Here is a 15,862-nt window from a genome sequence, read left to right on the forward strand (position 1 = left end):
AAGTATATTAAAATTTAAATTTCAGCGTTGACTGTTTACATTTTGATTATGTTCGCTTAAACTTTTTGAAAATCTATGTTTTTTAGTCTTTTTATCACGCACAAAATATAAAAACTCACTCTTAGCAGGATTTATCGCAGCCTTTATAGCGTCGATCGATACTGAGCTAACAGGTGTCGGCGGTAAACCTTCATTTAAGTAGGTATTAAAACCACTTGTATCGGTGCGGATACGCTCAGGCGTGATGGTCTCGTGCGAGTGTAGTCCGTAATTAAGTGTACCGTCCATTTGTAGTCGCATACCTTTGTTTAATCTATTATAAACAACAGAAGCGACTAGTGGCATCTCATCGTTACTTGCCGCCTCTTTTTGTATGACGGATGCAATGATTAGGATCTTAAACCATTTTTTCTCATTATACTCACCAAAAATTTTCATACTCAGATCCGATTGTGCTTTTTTAGATGAATTTACAAGGTAGTATGCTAGATGTCGCTCGCTGATGCCGATTGGAATTTTATAGGTATTTGGTATCAAAAATCCATCTGGTAGTGGAGAAAGTGCATTATATTCGGCATTTAACTTCTTAGCATCTAATCCAAGCTCACTTGCGATATTGTTTAAGAATACAATAGTCGTCTCGCCAGGGATTAGCGTAATGTCTTGTAAGGCTGCTTTTGCAGTCGTTAACCTTTGCAAAAAATCATACCTACTAAGCTCACGAGCTTGCATATTTATCCAGCCAGACTGCGGACGACCGATGAAATAAAGAGCATATTTGTCTATTTTGCTTAGATTAAAGTTTCGATTAGATAAATAAGATATAATTTCACCCACGCTACCTTTTGGGATAAATACAACTTGACTAGTGCTGATAGGACGCGACAAATAGATAATAATACTTAGGAAAAATATAATAAAAATGTCAAAAAAAATAGCTAAATATGGACTTTTTATAAAATTTTTTATCATTTTTATACTTTCGTTTATAATACTTTTAAAATTTGGTATCAAGATCGCCGACTTTAATGTTGGTGGTGTTGACTTAGAACAATTATACATAAAACTAGATAAAAAGTTAATTTTTAGAGCTGATAGGATCAAGCTTCCAAATTTAAAGCCAAATGAAAATGAGAAAAAATCAAGCAAATATCTGCTAAGTATAACAGATAGTGTTATGTGGCTCGATAGACTTTTTGAAGAAATTTCATTAAAAAGCGTAATAATAGGAGAAAACGAGCTTAAGGTATTTTATAAAGATGATATATTCTTTGTGGATAGTGCATTTTTTGGAGCAGATATAAGGGTGCAAAAACATAGCGAAGATAATACCGATGTGTTTGAGATAAAAAATATCTCTTTTAAGGATTTTAACGTCAGTATAGCTGGACTTGCTAGTGCAAATTTAAAACAAAAAAAGTATGCCTTTTCTGGGACATTTAGCTCACACGAGATAAATGGTAATATTGACGCAGCACTTATTGACGATACGATACGATACAAAGCTTACGATATAAGAGCAAATTCATTACGAAATTTTATGGACGAACTAGATTATAAATTTGGTATAAATAAAGATGTTAAAAACTGGGTTTATGGATACATTATCGCACAAGATTACAGCATAAATGAGCTAAATGGTAAGGTAAATTTAAAGAGTGCAGACTTTTTCTTAAATGAGCTAAACGCCACAGGGATAGCAAAAGATCTAAAAGTGAAATTTGCCTCAAGTCTTGAAGCTGTCGATGTTAAACAGGCAAATATTGAGCTAAAAGAGGGCAAACTATACTTTAAACTAACAAACCCCACATACAAAGGTCGTCAGCTAAATGGTTCAAACCTAGTTATATATGATATTTTTAATGAAAAAACCGCTGGATTGTTACTAAATTTAAAGACTAGTGCGATCTATGATGGTGCGATAAATGACATACTAAAGGCTTATGATATATCAGTGCCAGTGTCACAAACTAGCGGTAAAATGGACGCATCATTAAGTCTTGATATAAAATTTGATCCATTTTTAGTTACGGCAAATGGAGTGTTTTTACCAAGAGATGCTATGCTTGAGATAGTTGGTGCCAAATTTAAGACAGAGAGTGCGGAGATAAAGCTGATAAACTCAAATTTATTGCGTATAAATGCTAAAAATTTTGGTATGGACTTTTTCAATTCTGACGCTATTGCAGTGATTGATTTAGATAAAAAAAGTGGCGATATAAACGGCACACTCAAAAGTCTAAATTTAATTACTAATGATAAAAAGCTACTCTCTTTAAAAAACCAAGATATATATGCAAAGCTTGATTTTAGTAGTAAAGATACAAAGTTAGATCTATTAAATTTAGGTACAAACTTAAGCTTTGGTAAGGAAAATTTTATCCATTTACTAAATGCAAAAAATTTGATTGCTCACTCACATTTACTAAGCGAAATAGGCATAAAGAGTGTGCAAGATATAAGCATAAAAACAAAGGATTTTGCAAATTTAAGCATTGAGGCAAAAAATGTTGAGTTTAACCTACCATTTTATAAAAAAGACAAAACACCCTACGATATTGATGATTTTAGCATATTAGTAACTCCAAATGGCACAAGCGGTAAGACTGCAAATGGCTTAGTAAATTTTACTGCAAACAATAAGAGCGTGGACATATCTGTGCGAGATTTAGACTTAGTAGTGGATACAAACTCAACTTCACAAGACACAAAACAAGCGATAAATTTACATGGTAAAAACTCAGATATTATTTTAAGTGATTTAAACCGAACTTTACCATTTAAAAACTATGAAGTCCAACAAAATAGTAAGTCACTCATAGTAAGCGGAATGCCTGAGAATGGACGTTTTGAGCTTATAAAAAATGATAAAGATATAAATATTGATGCACGTGATATATCCGGTGATTTTGTCAATAAACTATTTAATATACAAAGCTTTGAAGGTGGTAAATTTAGACTAAAACTAGTTGGTGTAAGAGATGATTTTAAAGGCGAGGCAAGATGTCATGATACTTTTTTGAAGGATTATATATTTTATCAAAAATTATTAAGTTTTCTTAACTCGATCCCATCACTTATTAGCTTAAAAACTCCAGATTTTAACGATAAAGGTTTTAGTGTTAAAACTGGTAAAATTTTATTTGAAAAAAAAGGCGAGGTGCTTCATCTGATCGCAGTTGAACTCATAGGCACAAGTGCAGACATTGGTGGCGTTGGAACGATAGACTTTAAAACAAAGCAGATAAATATCGATCTTGAACTAAAAATACTCAAAGATGCAAGTAATATAATCGATAAAATTCCACTTTTAAATCAGATAATATTAGGCAAAGATCGCTCGCTCTCAACACTTATTAAAATACGCGGAACCATAGATAAACCTGAATACTCAACACAAGTACTTCAAGATGCGTTTCTATCACCATTTAAGATAATACGAAATATACTTGAGGCTCCATTTTTGATATTTGATTGATGAAATTTATAAGTCAAATTTTAAGTATCTATAAAAATGGCTAAATAAATTTAAATTATTTGGGTGCTTTAATGATTTACTAAACACCCTACTTTAAACCACCACCCCAGTCTTTGCCATACCAGCCTCTATCAAAAAGCAACTTGGTTGATAATTTACCTTTTTTATCTTATCAAATTTGGCGTAGCTTAGATAAAGCTCATCTCTTGCCCTAGTAACCGCCACATAAAAAAGTCGTCGCTCCTCTTCTAAACTACCGCCCATACTCATTAATTTTAAATTTGGAAAACGATTTTGAGCGAGATCTACGATAAAAACTTGATCAAACTCAAGCCCTTTGCTAGCGTGGATGCTAAGCAGACTGACACCCTCACCCTCGCTCATCTCGTTACTACCGAGTGCTATAAAGTTATAAAATTTCTCTATATTCGAGTAGTTTTTACTAAGCTCACTTAAAATAACAGACTTACGCATAATGCGTTCAATCGCCTCTGTCTTTTGTGCCAGATCCACGTTGCCGTTTTTTAGCGTGGCTCGTTTTGTGGCTAAATTATCCACTATAAGCTCGTAAAGTCGGCTACTCTTAATCTCGTTTATAAGTGAAGTTGGGTGAGTTGTACGCTTTAAAACTTGCAAAAGATTATAAATTTCATATAAAAATATCGCCCCGCCCTCACTTAGCTTTTGCATTTTAAGTATCGGATTTGATAAAAATTTATCACTAAATTTAAGGGATTTAAAGCGTGAAACATCGACGAATTCATCAATATCATCAAATAGTCCAAGTTGGTAGTTTCGCTTTTTGTTTGAAGCGATACTTACATTACTATCAGGATTTAGCAGTCCTTGTGTAACGCTACCATGTCCAAGCTTTGAAAGTGCGTCAAAAATCTCTTTACTAGCTGCACTACCAACGCCTTTTGCATACTCGCAAATGTGGATAAATGCCATTATATCCTTTGGATTTATCATAATGCCTACAATGTCAATGAGTGCTTTTATCTCGCGACTATCAAAAAAGCTCACACCGCCCTTTCGCTTTGAACTTATCCCACGCTCTTTTAGTGCGACCTCTATACCGTCCGCACTTGAGTTATTGCGAAAAATGATGGCGATATTTTCACGAGCAAACGGCGAAAGCGAGATGATATCAGCAATTGCACTATATTGCTCAAAAAGTTCATTATATACAAGCAAAGTCGGTGGTTTAAAAGTACCTTCACGGCTTACAGATAGGTGTTTTTCATAAAGGCGTGGATTATTTGCGATGACCTTGTTTGCAAGAGCTAAGATGCTTGAGCTTGAGCGATAATTTATATTTAATGCATAGATATTTGCATCTGTGAAACGTTGCTTAAACGATCCGATTATCTCTATATTTGCCCCATTAAATGCATAAATACTTTGATCAAAATCTCCTACACAAAATAGACTCTTTGTCTTAAATGCGTCTATTAGTGAGCCTTGAAGCATATTTGTATCTTGATATTCATCTATTAATATCTCATCATAAGCCACAGTATCGCTATTTTTTAGCTCATCTCGCATTTTTATAAGCAGATCATTAAAATCTACGTAGCCAAAAAGCTCTTTTTGTGCCTCAAACTCAGCCAAAACATCTTCATAAATTTCAGCATATATGTTTTGTTCGTCGTTTTTTAGGCTAAGCCACTTAGCAAAGCTCTCGCTTTTTTTGGAATTTTCAGCACTATTTTGATAGAGTGAGTAAAGGTCGTAAAGATAAGCACCACCGTAAGGCTTAACATCACTTAAATGGTGAAATTTACGCCTTTCAACCAGACTTTTAAGTAAAATTTTAAGCTCACTGGGTTGTTTGAGTGTGATATTTTTATCAAGACTTTTAAGCAAAGTATAAGAGACAGAGTGAAATGTCCCGGCTGTGATCTTGGATGTAATTTTTTTATCAAAATATCGCTCAAGTCGTGCTATCATCTCACTTGCAGCTTTATTTGTAAAGGTAAGTAGTAATATCCGCTCAGGTGTTGTACCCAAATTTAGAAGATGTGCGATACGAGCGACTATAGTACTAGTTTTACCCGTGCCAGCACTTGCGATGATTAGATTATGCCCAGCTGGGGCAGTAGCGGCGGTATATTGTTCTTTGTTTAATCGTGATAGTGGCATATTTCTCTCTTTAAAAAGTTTAAATTATATCCAAATGTGCTTAAATTTCCGCTATAATCACGTTGATGAAAATTAAAAAATATATATTAAAACTTATCAAATTTATGACTGCATTCTCACTTATGGCATTTGTGATATTTGCCATATTTGACAGAATTTATCCTTTAAATTTAGATACATTAAATAAAGATAAATCGCAAATTTTATACGATATAAATGGAAATATAGTGCGTATGAAGCTAGCAAATGATGACATTTGGAGATTTGAGGTGGATGAGATACCAAATGTATTAAAGCAAAGTGTCTTACTTTTTGAAGACCGCTATTTTTATTATCATTTTGGTGTAAATCCATTTGCGATAATCCGCTCGGCTATTCACAACCTAACGCACAAAAATCGCATAGGAGCTAGCACTATAAGTATGCAAGTGGCACGTATGTTAAACCCTGGCAAACGGTCTTATGCAAATAAATTCAGAGAAATTTTTCGTGCATTTCAGCTTGAGTGGCACTTTAGCAAAGATGAAATTTTAAATCTTTACTTCACACTTGCACCTTACGGTGGTAACATAGAAGGTGTGAGTGCTGCGGCTAGATTTTATTTCAACAAAAGCTTAAACAAACTTAGCTATGCCCAGATGGCACTTCTAAGTACCATACCTAAAAATCCAAATAAAAATCGCCTTGATAAACGCTCTAATATAAATGCTCTAAAAAACAGGGTTGTAAAGCTACTATATGAAGCTGGAATAATAAATTTAAGCGAATTTAAACGTGCCAAAGATGAGCCGTTTAAAAATGTTAGATTTGCTGTGCCACAAAACGCACCAAGCTACTCAGACGCTGCATTTAAAAATGGCTTAACACACTCAAATTTAAACCTTACTCTGCAAAATGATACACTTAAAATTTTAACAACTGCGATGAATGACCTGACGCAATACAACGCAAACAATGCAGCTGCAGTTGTAATAGACAATGCAAAGATGAGCGTGGTAGCCTTTATTGGTTCGCACAAGCAAAGTGCGAAAAATGGGCAAAACTCTGCTCTAAATATGCGACGAAATGTCGGCTCTACACTAAAGCCATTTATATTTTCATTAGCTCTTGATGATGGATTAATCACACCAAAATCAGAGCTAATAGACACTGAAATTTATATAAACGAATACGCTCCACGCAACTACAGCGGTGGGTTTTTAGGGCGTATAAGTGCAACTGATGCTCTAACGCTTAGTCTAAATATTCCTGCTATAAATTTAAACGAAAAGCTAGGGACAAATTCACTTTATGAGATGCTAAAACGTGCAAATTTAGTCAAGTTTGACAAGGAGTATTATGGAGCGTCCATCGCACTTGGTAGTAGTGAAATGGGACTTTTAAATTTAGCTCATCTTTATACAATATATGCAAACGATGGAGTTTTGCGTCCGCTTGAATTCGCTGGTAAAATGCTAAATAATCAAGACAAAAATATTACACTTATTAGCCCACAAAGTGCCTATTTAACGGCAAAAATGATGAGCGAAGCTAGTAGGTCATATCTAAAAAATGCATGGCAATTTGCAAAAGATACTCCGCAAATTGCTTTTAAAACAGGCACAAGTTATGCAGATCGCGATATATATGCTGTCGGGTTAAATAAAAATTACACGATAGCTGTATGGATAGGCAACTTTGACGGTAAAAGGATGGATGGTGTAACTGGACTAAATGACGCGTCAAAGGTTGTTTTTGATATATTTAAGCTACTTTCACAAAGACAAAATTTGCAATTTTTGACAACCCCAAATGGCATAATCAAACGACTAACATGCCTTGATGCATATGAATTTACGCAATGTAAAAATCTTCAATTTGATGAAGTTATACTAAATGTAGAGCTTAAGGATAAGTGTTGGAATTTACGTGGCGAAGAGCTTGATTTTATGTATAAAAATGGCTATCTTAGTAAATCAGAACTTGCTAAAAGTCCTTGCATAGATGTCCTTAAAAGTAAAAAACCCATATTTGCCACTCCATATAATGGTGAAATTTTAATAACTGATGATAATAGCACAAAAGTTATGCTAAAATGTTATGCGTATTTGGGTGATGAGATCTATCTAAAAATAGACGGTGGCGAATTTATAAAGACAAAAAATGCAATTGAAAATGAAGTATTATTAGATAATGGCAAACACACTTTAAGTTGCTTGGATGAAAACTCAAATTTAAATGAAATAATGATAGAAATAAGGAGATAAAATGTTAAAAAAAGGGCTTTTTTTAACGATTATATCACTTGTAAGCTTAAATGCTTTAACATTTGATAAAGATAAAAATATCAAAATAGATACACCAAAGGTAGTGATATTTAAAACCACTGAAAAAGTAAGTAATGAGTTAGTTGGCAAGATAACGCATAAGAAAATTTTTGAGTGTTTGCCAAGCCTTGAAGGTGCTATACAATACCTTGATGATGGGCTAATGTTATACACAAATGATCTACATAAAGGACTTCAATACTCCTGCAAAATGGGCGATAGCAATGTCAATTTTAATAGTGGTGAGTTTAAAGTACGTGATGTTTTTAAGGTAAATAACGCACGTTATTTAATAAATTTTAATGATGATGTAAATGAAACAGAGATATCATCAAATTTACAGATAAAAGACGCAAATTTTACAACTCAAGTCGCATCTAGCAAAAGCTTTTTTATAAATTTGGATAAAAATTTAACCGCACCTAAATTTTTTCTACCAGTAAATTTTAGCTCTAAATTTGGAGCAAACCTAACAAAAGAGTGGGAATTTGACTTTGCTAATGATAAAAAAAATGAGCAAGATAAATTTGAATTAAATCCAAAAGCAAAGACTTTAAATATAGAAAATATAGCTGCGATTAGCACAAATAATGGCAAATTAGCGGCGAGAATTTATATAAAAGAGTGGCTTTATGATGATAATGCTCTTAAAAATTTTATAAGTATAAGTGGTATTAATAGATTTAGCCTAAGTGATATCGGATATACTTACAATGAACGTGAAGAAGATGATAAAAGTTACTATTATTATATAGATATAATAAGCGATGAGTTTAAGCCACAAAATAGCTATGAGATCACACTAAAAGCTGGATTTGGTGATAAAGAAAAGCAGATAAAAGATGATACAACTTATAACGTAAAAATGGGAAATTTTGCTCCATTTGTTGAGTTTATAAATGACAAACCGTATATTTCAAATGTCGGCCAGATCGGTATAAAAAGCATAAATGTACCTGAGATAAAGGTTGTGATTGACAAACTTAGTGATGCAAACTATAGATATTTTTTAAATTTTGATCAAAGTGATATAGTCTTAAACGACTTAAGCCAAGAGGTAACGAGTAAAACCTATCAGCTTGAAGGCGGGATAAATGAAATTTCTTTAAATAAGATAAAGCTTGACTTTGCAGATATGAACGATGGCATATATACCGTCAATGTTTATTATGATAAAGACAAATACATCTCAAAGCAGGTATTTTTCAGTGATATTGCTATAAGTGCAAAACTAAGCAAAAATGAGCTTTTTGTCTTTGCAAATCGCCTTGGTGAAAATACAATGTTAGCAAACGCAAATGTTAAAATTTATGGTAAGAAAAATGAAGAGATCGCCATTGGAGCGACAAATGATGAGGGTGTTTTTAATCTTAGTAAAAAAGATATATACAAAGACGCTAAATCTGTCGTAGTTAGTCTTGGAAAAGAGCAAAATTTCCTTATACTTAACAATAGTGAAAATTTAAACGAAAATGCCCAGCACCAGTTAAAAGATGCAAATGAAACTATTGATGCATATATACATTTTGCATCTGATATCATACGTCCAAATGAGAGCATAAAGGGCGTAGGCTATCTAAGAGATAGAAATTTTAAACCACTTGCAAATATGCCTATAAAGTTAAAAATAACAGATCCGCAAGATAAAAATATAGCCGAATTTGCCATTAAAACAAACGATGTGGGCGTGATAAGCTTTGATGAAAATATCACAAGTGAACTAAGTGGAAGATTTGCGTTAAGCCTAATATATGCAAATAAAAAGCTTTCACAAAATAACTTTTATGTCGAAAGCTTTACACCTACACGCATACAAAATCAAATCGCTCTACCTGATAATAAATTTATAGCAGATGGTATTATTACGGCAAAGTTATCAAGTAATTATCTCTTTGGCGGTGCAGCAAGTGATATGAGCGGAACGCTTGCGATGAATTTTTATGACAAAGAGTATAAAAATGAAAATTTTAAAGGATATAAATTTATCAATAAAACTATACAAAATAATGGCTATGACGTATTTGAAAAACAGATAAAGCTAGATAAAAACGGTAAAACCCAAGAGCCTATCGTGCTAAATATAACAAGCCCAAATTCTATCCCCAGTGTGATAGATGCCGTGCTAAATTTTACAATAAATGATGATGGTAAAAATATAAGCACAAGTGAAATTTTCACACTTTACCCATATGAAAATTTAGTCGGCATAAGCACAAATAAAAGCCTTGTTGAGCCAAATGAAAAACTAAATATAAAAAGCGTTGTGCTAAAAGCCATAGATGAGACGCAAATACAAAAAGAGCTAAAATTTGATATAAAACGCACAACTTGGGAACACACAACCGATACATATAACGTCACAAGATGGCATAAAAAGCTCGAAGATGTCGATAGCTTTGTAAAACCTAGTGGTACGTTTGAATACACATTCACACAAAGTGGTGCATACACGATCGTTGCGACGGATATAATTAACGGTGCAAGTGCAAGTATCGATGTAGATGTAAGTGGCTGGGACTATTCAACTTTAGCTCCAACTAAAGAGCTAAATAAAGCACAGATAAAGCTAAATGCTAAAACATACAAAAAAGGCGATGAGCTAAGTGCGGATATAAGTTCGGTTATCAAAGATGGTTTGGCACTCGTTACACTCGAAGATAATGGAGTAAAAGCGTATAAGATCGTAAAAGTCAAAAATAACTCAGCAAATGTTAAATTTAAACTTGATTTTGACTTTAATGGGCTTTATGTCGGTGCATCAATATATCGCTTAACAGATGGTGGAAATACGCCATTTAGAACTTACGCAAAAACTTACGCAAATGCTGACAAAAGCGAAAAAAATATAAAACTAGAGCTAATTGCCAATAAACAAGCAAAGAGCAATGCTGATGTAAATGTAACGATAAAGACTGAGCCAAATGCCGATGTGAGCCTATTTTATACAGATATGGGAGTGTTAAATATAACTTCACAAATGCCATCAAGTCCTTTTAAATTTTTTGATAAAAAAATAGCCGATAGCGTATTTGATTACGATTTTTACGACAAGATCGCAAGCTATGTGGTAAATGGTAAAATTTTAAATTTTGGTGGCGATGGTATAGCCCTATTAAGAGCCGCAAAGCTAAACAAGCACGAAAGCCCTGTTGATAGCAAAAATATCCAGACTTTTGCAAATTTAATACGCTTAAAAGCTGACGAAAACGGGAGTGTGAGATTTAAATTTAAAACACCAAACGCATTTAACTCAAAGCTTCGTCTTGATGCTATCGCAACAAATAGCGACAAAATAGGCTCAACTAGCACCGAAATCACCGTAAAAGATGACGTTATCATCAAACCAAGCCTGCTTAGCTATCTGCTAAAAGGAGATGAGATAGACGCTAAATTAAGACTGATAAATACAACAAATTTAGATAAAAATCTCACTATTTCTATACTATCTAGCCAAAATTTAGAGTTAGAAACTGATAAAAATGTAAATTTAAAACCATTAGAAAATGTGAGTTTAAATTTAAAAATGAAAGCTATCAAAGATGGAGCAGCGGATTATAATATTATAGTAAGTGATATCAATAGCTCATTTAGCTATATCGCAAAACTTGATATTATAAACCCCTATCCACTAAGCACATACTCAAAAAGCATAAGTATAGACGGCAAAAAACTCATAAAGCTTCCAAAAGGCTTTGAGAGTGTAAATATTGATGCGTCAAATTCGATCATAAGTTTATTAAGTGGCATCTCAAAAGATCTCATTGCCTACCCTTATGGCTGCGTTGAACAACGCAGTAGTCGTATTTTAGCTCTTTTAAATGCTAAGTTTTCTAGTAAATCCGAGCTTGATGATAGGCAGAGATTTATAACACTTGGCATGAATGATATCGTAAAAATGCAAAAGACAAACGGTAGTTTTGGCTACTGGAGTGAGCTAGGATATACAAATGTTTTTGCTTCTATATATGCTACAGACGTACTACTAGAACTTGATAAAGCTGGATTTAGTGTGGCTAAAAATGTTAAAAATAGAGCTGTCAAAAGTCTAAGTGAGTTAGATTATGATAGTGATTTTGAAAGATTATATGCGATGTATGTCGCCACAAAGGCTGGAGCTATCGATAGAGCCATGATAAATAGCACATATGATGCTAAAATTTATACCTCAAATGTACTAAATCGCTATCTAATGGCATCATCGCTTAAAATTTTAGGACTTAACGACGAAGCAAATGCAGTTATCAAAGGCATAGATGAAAGTTTAAAATTTTATGATAAAAAACATCCATCAGACTTTCATTCACAACTGCGAGACAGAGCTTTTGTACTATATCTTCACGCCACTCATTTTATGCCAAATGCCTATTCAGACGCACTTGCAAATACTATAATAACAAATTTAAATGAACTAGTTTCAACACAAGAAAAAGCCTTTGTATTACGTGCATTAAATGCTTATTTTAAGCCAAATTTAAGCGATACAATAAATAAATTTAAAATAATAAATGATAATAAATCGCAAGAATTTACTGGATTGGTAAATATAAATATGAAAGCAAAAGATGGCAAATTCAATATAGAACCACTTAATAGCAGTAAATTGTTTATAGGTATTTCAAGCTCAGCACACATCCCACTTGAACCAAAGCATAAAATAGAGTCAAAAGAGCTTGACATATACCGCACTTTTGTCGATAAAGACGGCAAAGAGATAGACATAAATAGTCTTAAAATTAACGATTTGATATACTCAAAAATTTCACTCAGCTCAAAAATGGCTATCAAAAATGGTGTGATAAATGAAATGATTAGTTCTTGTTTTGAAGCAGTAAATGAAAATCTTAATCCAAATTTAAGAGGTAAAATGACTAAAAATACTCTAAATTTAGAGTATCAAAGCATAAAAGATGATCGCGTGATAAGTTTTTACAACTTAGATGAGAAAACCGGAGTGATCTTTACGCCGTATCGTGTCGTATTAACCGGCAAATGCACGCTACCAGCGACTATAACTGAAAATATGTATAACGATAGCCAAAATGACTATGACCTAGTTCAAAAAAGCTTTATTGTAAAATAAATTTAATCGGCGTGAGTTTAGACTTACGCCGATTTCTCTACTTATTTAGATATCAATCTGCAACTTTTTTAATCAACAACTTCACCGCTCTTACTATACTCATAAAAAGAAAGATTTAAACAAATTTTAGTTAAAATCTAACATTTTTTAAATTTAATAAGGATAAAGAGTGGCTGATTTTTACGACGCAAAAGCGATAGAGCAAAAATTTTATAAGATCTGCGAAGAGCGTGGGTATTTTGAGATAGATGGTAACAAAGATATACAAAAAAATGGCAAAAATTTCTGCATAATGATGCCTCCGCCAAACGTAACTGGAGTGCTTCACATCGGACATTCACTAACTTTTACTCTTCAAGATATTATGACACGCTATAAGCGTATGGATGGCTTTAAAACGCTTTGGCAACCTGGACTTGACCACGCAGGTATCGCTACTCAAAATGTCGTAGAAAAACAGCTTTTAGCACAAGGTATCACAAAAGAGCAGCTCGGAAGAGACGAGTTTGTCAAAAAAGTCTGGCAGTGGAAAGAACAAAGTGGTGGCACGATAGTATATCAGATGAGACGGCTCGGCATCACTCCAGCCTGGAGTAGAGAGCGTTTCACTATGGACGAGGGGTTAAAAAAGGCAGTTAAAAAGGCATTTGTAAATTTATACAAAAAAGGACTGATCGTCAGAGGTAACTATATGGTAAATTGGTGCACTCACGATGGTGCATTAAGCGATGTAGAAGTAGAGCATAAAGAAAATAAAGGTAAACTCTATCACATCAGATACTATCTAGCAGACCAAAGCAAAACAAACTATCATGAGATGAATTTGCAAAATTCTAGCTCTTGTAAAAGTACTCACGATGGACTTAGCTATATTGTAGTCGCGACAACTCGCCCTGAGACATATTTCGGCGATACCGCTGTAATGGTAAATCCAAACGATGAGCGTTATAAAAATTTGATAGGTAAAAGCGTAGTGTTACCTATAATAAATAAAAAGATAAAGATAATTGCCGATGAACACGTAGATATGGAGTTTGGGACAGGTCTTGTTAAGGTAACCCCTGCTCACGACACGAATGACTATGAGGTTGGGAAAAGACACAACCTTGAGTTTATAACAATATTTGACGAAAAAGGCATTTTAAACGAGCATTGCGATAAATTTGCTGGGCTTGAACGCCTTGAAGCACGAGACATTGTAGTAGCAGAGCTTGAGAGACTTGGCCATATTGAAAAGATAGAAGATTATAACAACCAAGTCGGCTACTGCTACCGCTGTAAAAATGTAGTTGAGCCGTATATCTCAAAGCAGTGGTTTGTCAAAAGCACAATCGCTGATGAGGCTATCAAAAAAGTAAATGATGGCGGAGCTGAGTTTTATCCGAGCCATTGGATAAATAGCTTTAACGCATGGATGAGAGAGCTAAAAGATTGGTGTATCTCACGTCAGCTTTGGTGGGGACATCAGATCCCGGTATTTTACTGCGAATGCGGACACGAGTGGGCAGATGAGACAGATGAGCCGCAGTGCTGTCCAAAATGCAGATCTAAAAATTTTACACAAGATCCTGACGTGCTTGATACGTGGTTTTCAAGTGGTTTGTGGCCTATATCAACGCTAGGCTGGGGTAATGGCGAAGAGCTTAAAAACATAAAATGGTTTGAGAGTGATTTGAAAGAATTTTATCCAAATACAATGCTAATAACTGGCTTTGATATACTATTTTTCTGGGTTGCAAGGATGATGTTTCAAAGTGAAAACGCCCTTGCAAAACTACCGTTTAAAGATATATACTTACACGCATTAGTCAAAGATAAAGATGGCAAAAAGATGAGTAAAAGTAGTGGCAATGTTATAGATCCACTTACTAAAATAGACGAATATAGTGCTGATATATTACGTTTTACGCTTACACTTTTAGCTGGTCTTGGACGTGATATAAGGCTTAGTGAAGACAGTATGGTGCTTGTGCGAAACTTTACAAATAAGCTTTACAATGCATCTAAATTTTTATTATTAAATTCTGATAAATTTGATAATCTAAGTGACATAAAGGTGCAAACAAATCTTGGTAAGTATATACAAAGTCGCTTTAATGCATGCGTGAGCGAGGTGCGTGAAAATTTAGATGTTTATCGCTTTAATGACGCTGCAAATGCAATTTATAAATTTCTTTGGGATGAGTTTTGCGACTGGGGTATAGAACTTAGCAAGGCCGATAAAGCAAGTGTGGCTGAGCTTGGAGCAATATTTAAAGAGAGTATGCGTCTACTAAGCCCATTTATGCCTTTTATCAGCGAATATCTTTTCCATGAACTCAGTGGTACAAATTTAGAAAATTCATCATCTATTATGATACAAAGTTACCCTACGATTAATGAACGAGATATAACGTGCGAGCAGACTTTTGGGCTTGTGATAGAAAGCATTGTAAGCATACGCCGCGCTAAGGCGACCATAGAGCTTGGTAACTCAAAAATTTCAAAAGCATATATTCAAACTAACAGCAATATAAATTTAAACGATTTTACTGGATTTATCAAACTCCTTGCAAAGTGCGAAAATATAGAGCTTTGTAGCGATAAAATACCAAATGCCATAACAGATGTAAGCGAAAACGTTCAAAGCTTCATACCGCTTGATGGAGTAGATACTAGTGCGATGGTAACGCGTTTGCAATCTCAAAAGACAAAGCTTGAGAAAGAGATAGCAAAGCTGAGCGGTATGTTAAATAATGAAAAATTTATCGCCTCCGCACCACAGCAAGTCGTGCAAACTAGTCGCGAAGCACTGCAAAACGCACAGGAGAAATTTGATAAAGTGAGCAAAGAACTAAAGGTCTTTAGATAGCA

6 protein-coding genes are annotated in these 15,862 nt (G+C 34.1%); 4 read left to right on the plus strand and 2 right to left on the minus strand.

Annotated elements, in window-relative coordinates; genetic code table 11:
- Positions 1–21: 21 nt before the first annotated feature.
- Positions 22–972: an endolytic transglycosylase MltG gene (gene mltG, locus KDE13_RS06060; protein ID WP_212143118.1), complete on the minus strand. Its 951-nt coding sequence runs from the start codon at positions 970–972 to the stop codon at positions 22–24.
- Between mltG and KDE13_RS06065 the strand changes: the two genes are divergently transcribed.
- Positions 923–3,478 (plus strand): YhdP family protein, encoded by a 2,556-nt coding sequence (locus KDE13_RS06065; protein WP_212143119.1) that lies wholly within the window; start codon positions 923–925, stop codon positions 3,476–3,478. The two genes, mltG and KDE13_RS06065, sit on opposite strands and share 50 nt — an antisense overlap.
- Before the next feature lie 93 nt (positions 3,479–3,571).
- Here the strand turns inward: KDE13_RS06065 and KDE13_RS06070 are convergent, their stop codons facing one another.
- Positions 3,572–5,623, minus strand: a complete 2,052-nt coding sequence (locus KDE13_RS06070; RefSeq protein ID WP_212143120.1) for an ATP-dependent helicase — start codon at positions 5,621–5,623, stop codon at positions 3,572–3,574.
- A gap of 65 nt (positions 5,624–5,688) precedes the next feature.
- Between KDE13_RS06070 and pbpC the strand changes: the two genes are divergently transcribed.
- From pbpC to KDE13_RS06085, 3 genes are all read left to right on the plus strand, one after another.
- Positions 5,689–7,869, plus strand: coding sequence for a penicillin-binding protein 1C (gene pbpC / locus KDE13_RS06075; protein WP_212143121.1), 2,181 nt, complete (start codon positions 5,689–5,691; stop codon positions 7,867–7,869).
- Position 7,870: 1 nt separating this feature from the next.
- Positions 7,871–13,009 (plus strand): alpha-2-macroglobulin family protein, encoded by a 5,139-nt coding sequence (locus KDE13_RS06080; RefSeq protein WP_212143122.1) that lies wholly within the window; start codon positions 7,871–7,873, stop codon positions 13,007–13,009.
- Between the two features lie 169 nt (positions 13,010–13,178).
- Entirely contained in the window at positions 13,179–15,860 is a 2,682-nt protein-coding gene (locus KDE13_RS06085; RefSeq protein WP_212141133.1) for a valine--tRNA ligase, read from the plus strand.
- The last annotated feature ends 2 nt before the right edge of the window (positions 15,861–15,862 follow it).

It is taken from the genome of Campylobacter anatolicus (genome assembly GCF_018145655.1).
In the GTDB taxonomy this organism is placed as follows: Bacteria; Campylobacterota; Campylobacteria; order Campylobacterales; family Campylobacteraceae; genus Campylobacter_A; species Campylobacter_A anatolicus.